Annotated in this window: 14 protein-coding genes; 9 read left to right on the forward strand and 5 right to left on the reverse strand. The window is 59.7% G+C overall.

The annotated features are described in order from the left end of the window. The first annotated feature begins 77 nt into the window (after positions 1–77). Positions 78–1,025, forward strand: a complete 948-nt coding sequence (locus ACZZ0G_RS16700; protein WP_122605967.1) for a LysR substrate-binding domain-containing protein — start codon at positions 78–80, stop codon at positions 1,023–1,025. Positions 1,026–1,225: 200 nt separating this feature from the next. Continuing rightward, complete coding sequence (locus ACZZ0G_RS16705) at positions 1,226–1,633, forward strand: HPF/RaiA family ribosome-associated protein (RefSeq protein ID WP_064119419.1); 408 nt, start codon at positions 1,226–1,228, stop codon at positions 1,631–1,633. Positions 1,634–1,985: 352 nt separating this feature from the next. On the opposite strand, the gene ACZZ0G_RS16710 is transcribed toward ACZZ0G_RS16705, so the two are convergent. The 4 genes from ACZZ0G_RS16710 to ACZZ0G_RS16725 form a co-directional block, all read right to left on the reverse strand. Further along, complete coding sequence (locus ACZZ0G_RS16710) at positions 1,986–2,354, reverse strand: endonuclease domain-containing protein (protein ID WP_463556852.1); 369 nt, start codon at positions 2,352–2,354, stop codon at positions 1,986–1,988. 324 nt (positions 2,355–2,678) lie between these two features. Further along, on the reverse strand, positions 2,679–5,012 hold the full coding sequence (fecA, locus tag ACZZ0G_RS16715) for a TonB-dependent Fe(3+) dicitrate receptor FecA (RefSeq protein WP_463556853.1): 2,334 nt from the start codon (positions 5,010–5,012) through the stop codon (positions 2,679–2,681). A 90-nt stretch (positions 5,013–5,102) separates the two neighbouring features. Beyond that, entirely contained in the window at positions 5,103–6,035 is a 933-nt protein-coding gene (locus ACZZ0G_RS16720; protein ID WP_463556854.1) for a DUF4880 domain-containing protein, read from the reverse strand. Further along, a complete protein-coding gene (locus ACZZ0G_RS16725) occupies positions 6,032–6,520 on the reverse strand; it encodes a sigma-70 family RNA polymerase sigma factor (protein WP_463556855.1) in 489 nt (162 codons plus the stop codon). Before ACZZ0G_RS16725 ends, ACZZ0G_RS16720 begins: the two co-directional genes overlap by 4 nt. A 188-nt stretch (positions 6,521–6,708) precedes the next feature. Between ACZZ0G_RS16725 and ACZZ0G_RS16730 the strand changes: the two genes are divergently transcribed. The 6 genes from ACZZ0G_RS16730 (at position 6,709) to ACZZ0G_RS16755 (ending at position 13,127) form a co-directional block, all read left to right on the forward strand. Beyond that, positions 6,709–7,014, forward strand: coding sequence for a DUF3649 domain-containing protein (locus ACZZ0G_RS16730; RefSeq protein ID WP_016986986.1), 306 nt, complete (start codon positions 6,709–6,711; stop codon positions 7,012–7,014). Then, a complete protein-coding gene (locus ACZZ0G_RS16735) occupies positions 7,011–8,597 on the forward strand; it encodes a PepSY-associated TM helix domain-containing protein (protein WP_463556856.1) in 1,587 nt (528 codons plus the stop codon). The genes ACZZ0G_RS16730 and ACZZ0G_RS16735 overlap by 4 nt, the downstream gene beginning before the upstream one ends. Next, positions 8,597–8,923 (forward strand): DUF3325 domain-containing protein, encoded by a 327-nt coding sequence (locus ACZZ0G_RS16740; protein ID WP_463556857.1) that lies wholly within the window; start codon positions 8,597–8,599, stop codon positions 8,921–8,923. Before ACZZ0G_RS16735 ends, ACZZ0G_RS16740 begins: the two co-directional genes overlap by 1 nt. A gap of 1 nt (position 8,924) precedes the next feature. After that, on the forward strand, positions 8,925–9,491 hold the full coding sequence (locus tag ACZZ0G_RS16745; protein WP_016986983.1) for an RNA polymerase sigma factor: 567 nt from the start codon (positions 8,925–8,927) through the stop codon (positions 9,489–9,491). Further along, positions 9,488–10,477: a FecR family protein gene (locus ACZZ0G_RS16750; protein WP_463556858.1), complete on the forward strand. Its 990-nt coding sequence runs from the start codon at positions 9,488–9,490 to the stop codon at positions 10,475–10,477. The genes ACZZ0G_RS16745 and ACZZ0G_RS16750 overlap by 4 nt, the downstream gene beginning before the upstream one ends. A 220-nt stretch (positions 10,478–10,697) precedes the next feature. Then, a complete protein-coding gene (locus ACZZ0G_RS16755; protein WP_463556859.1) occupies positions 10,698–13,127 on the forward strand; it encodes a TonB-dependent siderophore receptor in 2,430 nt (809 codons plus the stop codon). Positions 13,128–13,328: 201 nt separating this feature from the next. On the opposite strand, the gene ACZZ0G_RS16760 is transcribed toward ACZZ0G_RS16755, so the two are convergent. Then, a complete protein-coding gene (locus ACZZ0G_RS16760) occupies positions 13,329–14,204 on the reverse strand; it encodes a helix-turn-helix domain-containing protein (protein WP_463556860.1) in 876 nt (291 codons plus the stop codon). A 139-nt stretch (positions 14,205–14,343) separates the two neighbouring features. On the opposite strand from ACZZ0G_RS16760, the gene ACZZ0G_RS16765 reads away from it, so the two are divergent. Further along, the gene (locus ACZZ0G_RS16765; RefSeq protein WP_463556861.1) at positions 14,344–15,246 is read left to right on the forward strand and encodes a DMT family transporter; all 903 of its coding nucleotides are present in this window, start codon (positions 14,344–14,346) and stop codon (positions 15,244–15,246) included. Positions 15,247–15,253 lie beyond the last annotated feature (7 nt).

Genomic DNA, 15,253 nt, shown 5'->3' on the forward strand with positions numbered 1-15,253 from the left:
AATGTCGGCGATACTGCCTACCTCGGTCTTACGTGACTAACGAAACTTCCTAAGTAAGCCTTTAGCAGGACTAAACAATGAGTCGTCAATTGCATGCCCAGACGTACGTCTGGCTGCAGGTATTTTCCTGTGCCGCGCGGCACCTGTCGTTCACTCGTTGTGCCGAAGAACTGCACATCACCCCGGGGGCGGTCAGTCAGCAAATTCGTCAACTTGAAGAGCGACTTGGCTTCCGTCTGTTTCATCGACGTGCGCGTGGTGTGGAGCTGAGTGCGGAGGGGCAGCGCCTGGCGATCACCGTCAACGAGGCGTATGGCAGCATCGATGCCGAATTGCGTCGACTGGACGCCGGGATGATCAGCGGGATTTTGCGCGTGCGCTCGATTCCGTCGTTCCTCAGCAAGTGGCTGACTCCGCGCTTGCCACGCCTGCAGCAACGCTACCCGGACATTCAGCTACGACTGGTCGCCGAGGACAGCAGCGTGCCATTGCACGAAGGCGACTTTGATCTGGCGATCGATTTGAACGACGGCAGTTACCCGGGATTGTTATCCACAGCCTTGCTCGATGAGCAGATTTTCCCGGTGTGTGCGCCCAGCCTGCTACGCGGACGACCGCCACTGCACGGACCGGCGGATCTGATGCATTTTCCGTTGCTGCATGACATCACTGCGTGGCGTGGCAGTTATGAGTACGCGGAGTGGGAGTTCTATTTAAATGCGATAGGCTTTGAGGGCGCCGACGTACGGCGCGGGCATACCTTCAATCGCAATCACCTGACCATCGAAGCGGCGATCGCCGGCATGGGCGTGGCGATTGCCCGTCGTACGTTGCTCAACGATGAGCTGGAGCGGGGGACGTTGATTGTGCCGTTCGGCCTGTCGGTGCCCAATCACAAACGTTACGTGTTGCTGTATGCGCCGGGGGCTTTAAGCCATCCGGGCGTGCGTGCGGTGCATGATTGGCTGGTCGAGGAGGCGGGGATATTTCGCAGTTTGCATCCGTTGAACGACGGGCAGTTGTGAGCAAAATTTGCCGGGTTGCGAGGCGACCCAACTCCCGACCTTACCAGTGCTTTGCTCGGTTGTCCGGCTTTTTTTGCGAATGAATATTTATCTTTTTTCAGGGGTTGAAATGTTCGCCGGTCGGGCCGATTGTTGTAACCAGGAGGTCAGGAAATTCAACTCAAGGCCTCTCACGAGCTAGCTGAAATAAGGGATGAACTATGCAAATCCAAGTCAACAGCGATAACCATGTTCAAGGCAGTAAACGACTGGAGGAGTGGGTACGTACAACCATTGAGAGCACGCTCGACCGTTATGAAGAAGACCTGACCCGTGTCGAAGTCCACCTGAGTGACGAGAACGGTGACAAACCAGGTCCCCATGACTTGCGCTGCCAACTGGAAGCGCGGCCAAAAGGCCATCAACCGATTTCCGTGACCCACAAGGCCGATTCGCTGGAACAGGCGATCGACGGTGCCGCCGAAAAACTCGAGCACGCCCTGGAGCACCTTTTCGGCAAACTGCGAGGTAAGCCACGTGCCGCTGTGGTGCCATTCACCGGCAAAGCCAATGACAAACTGTTGGCGGAAGAGTTTGACGAGAATGAACAGGCAGCGATCAACAGTTGATGCGCTGATTTCATAAGCCACCCATTGAAAAGGGGCCTGCAAATGCAGGTCCCTTTTTTTGTGGGTTTTTTTGCGCAGGGCATAAGAGAGCGGTCCCTCACCCCAGCCCTCTCCCGGAGGGAGAGGGGGCCGACCGAGGTGTCTGGCGCTGTACATCGACCTGAAAGACCGAGTCGATTATGGATTCGGCAAAGCAGAATCAGGTCGGCGTGCCTCGCAAGCATCTCCCAATCAGTTCCTCCTCTCTCCGGGAGAGCGCTGACCGAGTCGATTATGGATTCAGCTCAATAATTTCAGGTCGATGTATTTCTGAAGCATCCCCCAATCAGTCCCCTCTCCCTCTGGGAGAGGGTTAGGGTGAGGGCATTTTTCGATTCGCCGCAATTCTTATGATCTGCTCTAGCACATCGTCCATCTGCTGCATCACCTCCAGATTAGTGAAACGCACGACTTCAATACCCTTTTGATTCTGATAGTGCGTCCGGCGTTGATCATGAATCAGTCCCTGCGTTTCAAAGTGCTGCCTACCATCCAGCTCAATCGCCAATTTCAGCTCAGCGCAATAAAAATCCAGCACGTAAGGCGGGCACGGAAACTGCCGACGAAATTTCAGATTGGCGATTTGGCGGGAGCGGAGCTTTTGCCAGAGCAGGTGTTCGCAGTCGGTTTGATTAACACGTAGATGGCGGGCGAACTGGGCGAGGGTGGGGCGAGTTTGCATGCTTCACGATCCTTGTGAAGTGGGTTTGATATTTCACTGTAGCCGAGAACCCTCACCCCAGCCCTCTCCCGGAGGGAGAGGGGGCCGACCGAGGTGTCTGGCGTGGTATATCGACCTGAAAGACCGAGTCGATTATGGATTCGGCAAAGCGGTTTCAGACCGGGGCGATTATGGATTCGACAAAGCACTTTCAGGTCGAGTCGATTATGGATTCGGCACAGCAGCTTCAGGTCGGCGTACCTCGCAAGCATCCCCCAATCAGTCCCATCTCCCTACGGGCGGTCCGACGTTTCGGGAGGGCTAGGGTGAGGGGCTCTTCAATCCTCAGAACGCAACGGATGTCTGCACATACACTGTCCGAGGCTCCCCCACATACTTGCCCTTGTTATTGTCATCAAACGAGCGCGTGAAGTACTGCGTGTTGAAGATATTCTTCACGCCCAACGCCACGTTCAAATCCGACAACTGCGGGCCGAAGTCATACCCGGCGCGGCTGCTGAACAGCATGTAACCCGGGATCTTGCCGGTGCTGCCATCAGCACTTTCCTTCGAGGTGTTGGCGTTGTCGGCGAACTGGTCGCTCTGGAAGCTGCTGTCCAGATTCAGCTTCCACGGCCCTTCGGTGTAACCGACGCCAACCGTGCCTTTGTGCTTCGAGGAGAACGGCACACGGTTGCCCTTGTTTGGCCCGTCTTCGCGAATGGTTGCGTCAACATAGGCGTAGCTGGCGTAGACGTCGAAACCGGCGAGCGCAGGACTTAAATCATCCAGTGCGTAATTGACGCTGGTCTCGATACCTTGATGGCGGGTTTCGCCACGGGCAATCACCGAATCGTTGGTCTGGTTGCTTTCGTACTGGTTGTCGAAGTTGATCAGAAACGCGCCGATCTCCGCGCGCAATGCGCCGTTGTCATAGCGGGTGCCGAGTTCCCAGGTGCGCGCCTTTTCCGGTTTCACTTCGCCGCTGCTCACGCGGTTGGGCATCTGACTGTATTGCACGCTGCCGAACGAGCCTTCGGTGTTGGCGTAGAGGTTCCAGCTGTCGCTCAGGTGATAGAGCACGTTCAGCGCCGGCAGCGCAGTGTTGTAGTCGCCCTTGTATTTGACGTTGGTCAGGTTGTTGGTCTGTTGCGATTCGATCATCTCGTAGCGCACGCCCGGGGTGATGGTCCATTTGCCGATGTCGATGCGGTCATCGACGAAGAACGCATTGGCTTCGGTGCCGCCACGGGTGTCGCGGTCATTGCGGCTGCTGGTGGTCGGGTATTCGTTGCTGCTGATTGGCGTGCGATAGCGCAGTTCGTGGCCGGCCTCGTTGATATAGCGGTAGCCGACGCCGACCTCATGGCTGGTCGGGCCGAGGTCGAAGCCTTGGGCGAAACGGGTTTCCAGGCCGCGCACCCAATACTCGCGCGGTGATAGCGAGAGGAACGTGCCCTGATCGAGATAACCGCTGCGCAGGGTCTTGGTGAAGAAGGTGTTGGCGGTGAATTCGCGGCGATCTTCCTGATAGCGATAGCCGAAATTGACCATCGTGCGGCGCCCCCAGAACTGGTCTTTCGGCCGTGTCGACTGGTACGGATCAGCGTCGTAATCAGCAACGTTCAAACCGCCGGGCATGTCGGCTTTGCCTTCGTAATACTGGGCCATGGCGTTGAAACTGTTGGCCTCGTCGAGCTGGTATTTGCCCTTGAGGATCAGGTCGTCGATCTCGGTGTCGCTATGTTCGCGCCAGTCACCGCCACGGGTTCCGGAGTACAGCAGCGCGCCTCCGAGGCCATTGGCGTTGGTGCCGCCGGCCAGCAGGTTGGCGCTGGTCTTGAAGCCGTCATGGCTCGATGAGGGGCTGGTCTCAGTCTGGAAACCGCCCTTGACCGTTGGCTCGTCGGGAATCGCCCGGGTCACGAAGTTGACCACGCCACCGACGTTCTGCGGGCCATAACGCACGGCGCCACCGCCGCGCACCACGTCCACGGCATCCATGTTGCCCATGCTGATCGGCGCGAACGACAATTGTGGCTGGCCGTAAGGTGCGAACGGCACCGGGATGCCGTCCATCAACACCGTCGAGCGCGCGGCCAGGCGTGGATTCAAACCACGAATGCCGAAGTTGAGCGCCATGTCGTGGCTGCCGGTGCCGTTGTTTTCCGGGGCGTTGACGCCGGGGATACGGTTGAGCACATCACGGGCTTGAGTGGCGCCCTGGCGTTCGAACTCTTCGCGGCGGATCACATCGCGGGCGCCGGGATGTTCGAACACGTTGATTTGCGCGGCGTCGCCCAGCCAGTCGCCGACGACTTTCGAAGTGTCCAGTTCCAGCGCGGCATCCGCCAGCGGTTGCAGACTGAACGCATTGTTGCCCTCTGCACGTGCTTGCAGGCCGGTGCCTTCGAGCAATGCATTCAAACCTTGCTCAGGCGTGTAGCTGCCCTCCAGACCTCGACTTTGCACGCCGCTGGTGACTTGCGAACCGAAAGAAATCAACACGCCTGCTTCACGACCAAACTGGTTGAGGGCGTTCTCCAGCGACGACGGCGCGATGTGATAAGCCTTGGCATCGGCAGCCACTGCGGCGGGCAGGGCACTGAAACTCAGACTGGCGCCGAGGACAAGATTGCGCAGGCTGCGAGCCAGTGGCGTGAGGCGGGTGGAGTGCATGTCGGATGATCCTGAGAAGGTTGAATCAAGGGGGCTTTCCTTCTCTGTCACGCCAGATCTGAAAAACGGCTCATCAATTTCTGAGTTTTTTCAAACCCGCGCTTCGACGGTTACCCAGTAGCGGGTAAAGCGCTTCACTTTCACCGGCAAACTGATTTCCAGCAGATCGAGAATCCGCTCGCTGTCGTCTAGTGGATAAGTCCCGGAGATCAGCAGGTCGGCAACTTTTTTGTCGCAGTTGAGTTGGCCGCGACGATAGCGGCCGAGTTCATCGAGGAAGTCGCCCAGGCGCATGTGCGCAGCCACCAGCATGCCGTCGGCCCAGGCACCGCTGTTGGCGTTCAGCGGTTTGGCTTCGCTGACGGATGTCGAAGTAAAACTCAACTGACGCGCGACCGGCAGCAGCATCGGCGCGCGTCCATTGCTACTCAGTTCGACGCGACCTTCGAACAGCGCGACCTGCGTGCGATCGGCAAACTGGCGCACATTTAGGCGTGCGCCCTGAGATTTCAAAAGGCCCTGAGCCGTGTGCACCTCAAAGGATTGCGCGGCTGTCAGGAGGATTTCGCCTTCGAGCAAGCGAATCAGTCGCACCGAAGTGTCGACATCCACCGCACTGGCTGTGTTGAGTTGCAACTGATCGCCGGCACCAAGCGCCACCTTGCGCCGTTGCCCGATCGGGCTGCGGTAATCGGCGAGGAGCGATGGCAATGGATTATGCTCACGCATGCCCCAAGTGACCGCCGAGCCCGCGCCGAGAATCAACAGCAGTTTCAGCGCCTGACGACGACTGCCGGACTTCGGCCCGTTCAACGCGGCGTGCGCCAGTGGCGAAGACACACCGCGCAAACGCTGATTGACTCGCTGAATATGCTCCCACGCCCGGCGGTGTTCGCTGTGCGCCTCCAGCCATTGTTGCCAGGCCTGTTGCTGGCGCGGGGAGAGCGCGCCTTGCTGCATTTCCATCAACCAATGCACAGCCTGCTCAGCCACTTGGGAGGAAAAATCCGCCGCGCGGTTCATAGGGCGAAATAGCAGCGCATGGCCGCTTTGTTCAGATGACGTTTGACTGTGGCCACGGAAATGCCCAGTTCGGCGGCGATCTGTGGATAGGTCAGGCCATCGACCTGCGCCAGCAAAAAGGCGCGTTTGACCTGACGCGGCAAACCGTCCAGCAGCTCATCCAGCTCCATCAGGGTTTGCAGGATGATCGCTTTGTCTTCTTCCGACGGCGCGACCATGTCCGGCATTTGCGCCAGGGTTTCGAGGTAGGCGCGTTCCAGATCCTGACGGCGGTAATGATTGAACAGAACGCGCTTGGCCAACGTCGTCAGAAAGGCGCGCGGCTCGATGATCACCGGCGGTTCGCGGGCGGTCAGCACCTTGATGAAGGTGTCCTGGGCCAGGTCCGCCGCGCTGTCCGGGCAGCCGAGCTTGCGCCGCAGCCAGCCGGTGAGCCAGCCGTGATGGGCCTGATAGAGCGATTCGACGGGATGGGCGGAGGACAACGGTGGACTCCGGGCGCTTTTTTGGCGCGGTAGAGAATGCGTTAGAGAACAAGAACTGTTCGCATTGTAGGGTGGAGCTACACTGTCCGGCAATCAGATGCTTTTGCGTATGAGAATATTTATCATTAATATTGCTCGCCTGTAGGTTCGGCTCATCGGTCGGACGTTTTTCGTTTCAGGGTCGAAACATGAAAGGCAAACTCGCCACACTTCCCATGTCCTATCGTCTGGCCGTCACCTCACGGGTGCTGGCCGCGGTGTTTGGCGGCTATCTGGTCGCGGCGCTGGCCAGTGTCACGCTGACGCTGTGGCTGCCGTTGAGCCGTGCCGAAGCGGTGGTGACCGGCATGACCATTTCCTTTCTGGTCTATCTGGTGGCGGTGCTCTGGTGTTTTGCCTGCCGCACGGCGTGGTCGGCCTGGGTCGGTTTGCTGGTGCCGAGCGTGATTCTGGCGACCATTTCCGGCGCGGCGCGTGGCTTGGGACTGGCATGAAAGAGGGCTTTCGTCAGGCGATGGCCTGGCTGCACACCTGGACCGGACTGGTGTTCGGCTGGTTGCTGTTCGCGATTTTCCTGACTGGGACACTGGCCTATTTCAAAGATGAAATCAGCCACTGGATGCAGCCGGAAATCCCCGCGCGTTCGGTGAGTGCCGAGACCAGCCTGACGCTGGCCCAGGATTATCTGCAGCAACACGCGGCGCGCGCCTCACGCTGGCTGATTGATTTGCCCGATGCCCGTGACCCTGGCCTGACCGTGCGCTGGCAGCAAGCGCCAGCGAATCCCGGTGAGCGCGGGCGCTTCGAGTCGAAAACCCTCGACGCGCAAACCGGCGCCGAAGTGCAGGGCCGCGAAAGCATGGGCGGCGAGTTCTTCTACCGCTTCCACTTCCAGTTGCAAATGCCTTATCCGTGGGGCCGTTGGCTATCGACCATCGCTGCCATGGTGATGTTTGTCGCGCTGATCACCGGGATCATCACCCACAAGAAAATCTTCAAGGACTTTTTCACTTTCCGCCCGCGCAAGGGCCAGCGTTCCTGGCTCGACGGGCATAACGCGGTGGGTGTGCTGGTGCTGCCGTTTCATTTGATGATCACCTACAGCAGCCTGGTGATTTTCATGTCGATGGTCATGCCGGCGAGCATTGTCGCTTCTTACGGCAGCGACGTACGCAAGTTCTATGACGAAGTTTTCCCTGCCTCGAAAACCCCGGAACGCGCCGATATCGCTGCGCCATTGGCGGCCATGGCGCCGCTGTTGAGCAAGGCCAGCGAGCAATGGTCGGGCGGCCGCACGGCGCGTCTGTCGGTGAGCAATCCGGGGGATGCCAATGCGACGGTGGTGCTGTCCCGAGCTGGCGACCGCGTGGTGCATGATTTCGGCCGTGCCGTGACCTTCAACGGAGTGACCGGGCAGATGCTCGGCAGCACACCGGAGCAGCCGCTGGCGATGGCGGTGGGTGGCGCGTTTTACGGTTTGCACATGGGCCACTTTGCCGGGCCGGTGTTGCGCTGGCTGTATTTCATCTGTGGGCTGGCGGGTACGGCGATGATCGGCACCGGGCTGGTGATCTGGCTCGGCAAGCGTCAACTCAAACATGCCAAGAGCGGCGTGATGCCGTTCGAGCTGCGGCTGGTGGAAGTGCTGAATATCGCCAGTATGGCCGGGCTGGTGTCGGCGGTCGCGGTGTTCTTTCTGGCCAATCGTCTGTTGCCGGTAAGCCTCGTCGAGCGCGCAGATTGGGAAGTGAACGCGTTCTTTATCGCTTGGGGTTTGAGTGTGTTGCACGCGCTGCTGCGCCCGGGACGAAAGGCCTGGGTTGAGCAACTCACCCTGAGCGCCACATTGTTTGTCGCGGTGCCGCTGGTCAATGCACTGACCACCCCCTGGAATCTCGGCGCCGCCCTGATGCAGGGCGATTGGGCGTTGGCCGGGGTTGATCTGACGTGTCTCGCAACGGGTCTGTTTCTGGCTTGGGCAGCGTGGAAAATGCAGCGCGCCGGCAATACCGTCAGCGTTAAACAGCCACGGCGCGAAAAGGCTCGGCCGATCACCCTTGAGCAAGGCGCCAATTGATGCTGTTGCCACTGTTGCTCACCTACGCCGGGTTCACCGCGTTGTGCCTGGCGATGCCACGTCACCATAATGAATTGCTCGGCCACAAACCATCCACGCGCCGCCGTCAGGGTCTGACGCTGGCCGGATGGTTGATGCTGAGTCTGTCGCTGTGGGCTGCCGTTTCTGCCAACGGCTGGAGTTTCGGTCTGGTCGACTGGTTCGCCGTACTGATGCTCAGTGCGTTGGCCTTGGTGTTATTGCTGCCGTATCGCCCGCGTTTTGCATTGGCGCTGGCCGCGGTCAGTTTGCTGGCCAGCCCGGTCGCCGCATGGGCGCAGTGCTGAGGTGCTGATCGGTCTGCCGCCGGAATCCCGCGACGACGAACCGCGCGGTGCGCGTGCGCATTTTCTTCAGGTGTTTCTGTCCCAGCGTTCGCAAATGGAAGCGCTGGTGAACCGGCGCGTCGGATGCCGAGCGACGGCGGCCGATCTGGTGCAGGATTTGTTTCTGCGTTTCTGGCGCCGGCCGCTGGTGCAGGTCGAAGAGCTCAGCACCTATCTTTTACGCTGCGCCGGCAACATCGCCATCGACCATCTGCGCAGCGAAGGCACCCGTACGCGGGTCAACGAAGGCTGGCAACCGGACGCGCCGGACAGCCACGGCAGCGAACCCCAAGCGGCGCTCGAAGCGGGCAATGATCTGCGCCATGTCGAAGCGGCGTTGCGCGCGTTGCCCGAACGCACCCGGCAGATCTTTTTGCTCAATCGCATCCACGGCCGCAAGTACGCGGAAATCGCCAAGGCCATGGGCCTGTCCCAAAGTGCCGTGGAAAAACATATGATGCGCGCCCTCGAGGCCTGCAAGGCCAGCCTGCGCGAACCCGCGCCACGCCTGCCAGGGAAAGCACCGTGAAGCCATCCGACTCCATCACCCCGACGCTTGCTCAGGAGCAAGAGGCTTTTGCCTGGCTGAGCTTGTTGCATGATCGTCCCAGCGCTGGCGATCAACTTACATTCAGCCAATGGCTGCGCGCCGATCCGGCGCACGCCGAGGCTTATGCGCAGGCTCAAGTTGTATGGGAGTTAAGTGAAGCTCCGGCACGAACCTTGGCCAATGAAGAAGCCTTTGCTCTGCAAGGCTATCTCAATGCGATGGACCGCCCGCGCCGTCCGCAGTTTTTGCGTTGGTCGGGTGCATTGGCAATGGCGGCATGTCTGCTGCTGATGGTCAGCCTTGGCACCGGCTGGCAGCCGCAGCGCTGGATCGATGATCTGGGCGCAGATTACGTTTCCGCGCCCGGCGAAACCCGCACTGTGACACTGGCCGATCAATCGCAGGTGACACTGGATGGCGACAGTGCGATTGCCGTGGATTTCAGTCGTGGCGAGCGACATGTGCAGTTGCGCCGAGGTGCCGGTTTCTTCAGCGTCACCCATACCGGTGACCCGTTTGTGGTCGCGGCGGAGCAGGGCGAGGCGCGGGTGCTCGGCACGCAATTCGAAGTGCGTTTGCAGCCCTATGGTGCGCAGGTCACGGTGTTGTCCGGGCGCGTGGGGGTGACGGCGGATCGTGATGCTGAGCAGCAGATTCTTACGGCCGGCCAGCAAGTTGCCTACGGTGATGGTGCGGCGGAAAAACTGCATGCGGTGGACAGCGAAGCGCAATTGGCCTGGCGTCAGGGCTGGCTGACGTATTACAAGTCGACGCTGGCTGATGTGGTGCAGGATCTGCGGCGTTATTACCCGGGGCGGATTGTGTTGCTCAACGATGAACTGGCGGCGCGCAAGGTCAGTGGCAGTTTTCCGAGCAAGGATCCGCAAGCGGTGTTGAATTCTTTGCAAGGGGTGTTGGGGTTTGAGCAGCATCAGGTGTTGGGGCATCTGATTATTTTGCGTTAGGGCTGATGGCCTCTTCGCGAGCAAGCTCGCTCCCACATTGGTTCTGTGATCGACACAAAACCCCTGTGGGAGCGAGCTTGCTCGCGAAGGCGTCAGACCCGACAACACATCTGCAAAATTATTTTCAAATTTTGATGAGGTAAACCCGAGCCCCATCCGTGTAGTGACTGAAACTGCGAGTCATTCGCATCCGTTGCGGTTCTACACAGGTCATTGAGTCATGAAGTCCAGGGCAAAATCGGGTTCGGTCAAACAGTGGTTGAGCGTGTCGGCGTTAAGTTTTTCGGCATTGGCGTTGTTGCCGATGAGCGTTTCTCTGGCCGCTGAAACCGTCAGCAGTCAGGCGCAAAAGCAATTCAATTTTTCCCTGGCCGCCAAACCGCTGCCGCAAGCCTTGAGCGACTTCAGCCGCGTCACCGGGCAAAGTGTGGTCTACACCGACGAAGCGCCGTACGGCCTCACCGCTCCAGCGGTGATGGGGCAGATGAGCGCTGAACAAGCACTGCAACGCCTGCTCACAGGTTCCGGTTTAAGCTTCCGCCGTACCGACAGCCACACGCTGGCACTTGAGCCGCAGCCTAGCGCCGGCGCACTGAACCTCGGCGCCACAACCATTACTTCGGTGCGCGACGAATCGATGAGCTACCAGCCGCCGGAAACCAGTTCGGTGATGCGCTCTTCCGCCTCGCTGCAGGAAGTCCCGCAGACCGTCAACGTCATCCCGGCCCAAGTCATCCGCGATCAGGCGCCACGCAATCTCGACGATGCACTGGCCAATGTCAGCGGCATCACCCAGGGCAACACCTTGGGCAGCACGCAGGATTCGGTAATGACGCGCGGTTTTGGTGACAACCGCAACGGCTCGATCATGCGTGACGGCATGCCGATCGTGCAGGGCCGTGGCATGAACGCCACCGTCGATCGTGTTGAAGTGCTCAAAGGCCCGGCCTCGTTGCTCTACGGCATTCAAGACCCGGGTGGCGTGGTCAACATGGTCAGCAAGAAGCCGGAACTGACGCAATACAATGCGCTGACCTTGCGCGGTTCGACCTATGGCGACGGCAAAAATGGCAGCGGTGGCACCCTCGACAGCACCGGTCCGTTGGGCGATTCCGGGCTGGCCTATCGCATGGTGCTCGATCACGAAGACGAAGATTACTGGCGCAACTTCGGCACCCACCGCGAAACCCTGATCGCGCCGTCGCTGGCCTGGTTCGGCGAAAGCACCAAGCTGTTGTTCGCCTACGAACACCGCGAATTTCTCACGCCGTTCGACCGTGGCACGCTGATCGATCCGCGCACCAATCACCCGCTGGACATCTCGCGCAAAGAACGCCTCGACGAGCCGTTCAACAACATGGAAGGGCGCTCGGATCTGTATCACTTTGAAGCCGATCACGAACTCAACGACGACTGGAAAGCCCACTTCGGTTACAGCTGGAACCGCGAAACCTACGACGCCAGCCAGGTCCGCGTGACCGCCATCGACACCAAAAAGGGTACGCTGACCCGCAGCATGGACGGCACCCAGAACGCGATCAGCACCGACCGCTTCACCACTGCCAGCCTCGAGGGCAAGGTCAACGTGCTGGGTATGCAGCATGACCTCGTTTTCGGCGTTGATGACGAGTACCGCAAGATCTACCGCGAGGACCTGATCCGGCAGAAAAGCCTGACCACGTTCAGTTACATCAATCCGGTATATGGCCGTGAAGTTGCCGGCACGACCGTCAGCGCACCCGACAGCGCGCAGACCGATGAATTGCGCAGCGATTCGGTGTTCATGCAGGACTCGATTCACCTCAACGATCAGTGGATTCTGGTCGCCGGCGGGCGCTTTCAGGAGTACGACCAGTACGCCGGCAAAGGCGTGCCGTTCAAGGCCAATACCGACAGCAACGGGCAGAAATGGGTGCCGCGCGCCGGTCTGGTGTATCGCTACACCGACGCCTTGTCGTTCTACGGCAGCTACACCGAATCGTTCAAGCCCAACTCGACCATCGCCCCGCTGAGCGGCAGCAGCACGGTGCTCGACGGCAGCATCGCGCCGGAAGAAGCCAAGTCATGGGAACTGGGCGCGCGGCTCGACATGCCGGGGCGTGTCACCGGCAACATCGCGTTGTTCGACATCAAGAAACGCAACGTGCTGGTGGCCAATTCCGAAGGCCCGACGACGATTTACAGCGCCGCCGGTGAGGTGCGTTCGCGCGGTCTGGAAATGGACCTGACGGGTCAACTGACGGATCACTGGAGCATGATCGGCAGCTACGCCTACACCGATGCCGAAGTGACCGAAGACCCGGACTACAAAGGCAAGGGCCTGCAAAACGTGGCGAAGAATTCCGGCTCGTTGTCGGCGGTGTATGACTTCGGCAGCGTGATCGGCGGCGACCAGTTGCGCGTCGGCGCCGGGGCGCGTTATGTCGGAGAGCGTGCGGGTAACGCGGTGAATGATTTTGACTTGCCGAGCTACACCGTGGCCGATGCGTTTGCCACTTACGACACCAAGGTCGAAGGGCAGAAGGTCAAGTTTCAGCTCAATGTGAAGAACCTGTTTGATCGCACGTATTACACCTCGGCGGCGAGCCGGTTCTTTGTGTCGATGGGCGATTCGCGACAGGTTTCGCTGTCCAGCACGTTGGAGTTTTAGGGCAAGATCAAAAGCCCCTCACCCTAGCCCTCTCCCGGAGGGAGAGGGGACTGACCGAGGTGTCTTGAGCGATACATCGACCTGAGATATCGATTCGATTATGGATTCAGAAGAGCACTTTCAGGTCGGTGTAAAGCTTGAGCATCCCCCAATCGGCCCCCTCTCCCTCTGGGAGAGGGCTGGGGTGAGGGAAAAAAGGGCTCAACGCAAAAACGCCTGCCGATACTCACCCGGCGTCCCCCCCAACACCTGCTTGAACCGATTAGTGAAATGACTCGCGCTGGCAAACCCGCAGGCCAGCGCAATCTCGCCCAACGGCAACGCCGTTCCGCGCAACAACTCCCGCGCCCGACTCAAGCGCCGCGCCAGCACATACTGATGCGGCGGCAGGCCGAAACTGGTGCGAAACATCCGCGCAAAGTGGTATTCCGACAGCGCACACAATCCGGCCAGTTGTCCGAGGCTGATCGGCTCGGCTAACTGGTTGTCGATAAAATCCACCAATTGCCGACGTTGATGCGGTGCCAGTCCGCCCTTCAAACGCAAACCCTGACGCGCGCCAACCTGACTGAGCAAGGTGTGGCTGATCAATTCATGGGCGAGGCTGCTGGTCAGCAAACGCTCGGCAGGCTCGTCCCAGTTCAGCGTCAGCAACTGCCGGAAGCGTTGCGCCTGTTGCGGGTCTTCGAGAAAGGTCTGCTCGCGCAACTGCATCTCGCGGGGTTCGCGATCGAGCAGCGTGACGCAACCGAGGGCGAATTGTTCGGCACTGAAATACAGATGGGCCAAACGGATATCACCGTTGATCACCCAACCCGATTCGTGATCGGCCGGCAGGATGCACAACTTGTCCGGCCCGCCTTTTTGACCGGGTTGATCGCGACGGAATGTGCCAGTGCCGCCAGCAATGTAGCAGGACAGGGTGTGGTGGCTCGGCGCTTCATAATCCTGCGCATCGTGGTGGTTGGTCCACAAAGCAGCAGACAAGCCGTCACCGAGCTCGGCGCTGTGCACAAGGCGTGCGTTCGGCGAGCTGTTCAACGCTTGAAAGACTTGCAGGGTATCGATGGCGGCCATGGTCGGTTCTCTTCAACGCCTTGCATCCTACTCCGTAGACGCCGCGCTGCCAGCCTGCCGCCAGACAAAAGCGCAAGATTATGCAAGCGCGCAAGCCTGGCTCGGGCAGACACTCAAGGCCTATCGAGGAGTGTTTGCCATGAATCTGTCGTTGTACTTGTTGACCGTGCTGATCTGGGGCACCACCTGGATTGCCCTGAAATGGCAACTGGGCGTGGTGGCGATTCCGGTGTCGATCGTCTATCGCTTCGGCCTCGCGGCGCTGGTGCTGTTTGCGCTGTTGCTGCTCAGCCGTCGGCTGCAACCGATGAACCGCCGCGGGCATCTGATTTGCGTGGCGCAGGGGTTGTGTCTGTTCTGCGTCAACTTCATGTGCTTTCTGACCGCCAGCCAGTGGATCCCCAGTGGTCTGGTCGCGGTGGTGTTCTCCACCGCAACGCTGTGGAACGCGCTGAATGCGCGGGTGTTCTTTGGCCAGCGCATCGCGCGCAATGTGCTGATGGGCGGTGCGTTGGGCCTGTTTGGCCTGGGCATGCTGTTCTGGCCGGAACTGGCCGGGCATCAGGCCAGCCCGCAAACCTTGCTGGGACTTGGTCTGGCCTTGTGCGGCACCTTGTGTTTCTCAGCGGGCAATATGCTGTCGAGCCTGCAACAGAAGGCTGGTCTCAGACCGCTGACTACCAACGCTTGGGGCATGGCCTATGGCGCGGCGATGTTGTCGGTATGGTGCCTGGTCAAAGGCATTCCGTTCGACATGGACTGGAGTCCGCGTTACGTCGGCGCGATGCTGTATCTGGTGATCCCCGGTTCGGTCATCGGCTTCACCGCGTATCTGACGCTGGTCGGACGCATGGGGCCAGAGCGCGCGGCGTATTGCACGGTGCTGTTCCCGGTGGTGGCCTTGAACGTCTCGGCGTTTGCTGAAGGCTACCAATGGACAGCACCGGCCCTGGTCGGGTTGGTGTTAGTGATGCTGGGTAATGTGTTGGTGTTCCGCAAACCGAAAGCGCGGGTGGCACCGGTGCAGGGAAAGTTGGCTTGAAATAAAC

Source organism: Pseudomonas sp. AC169 (assembly GCF_979258515.1).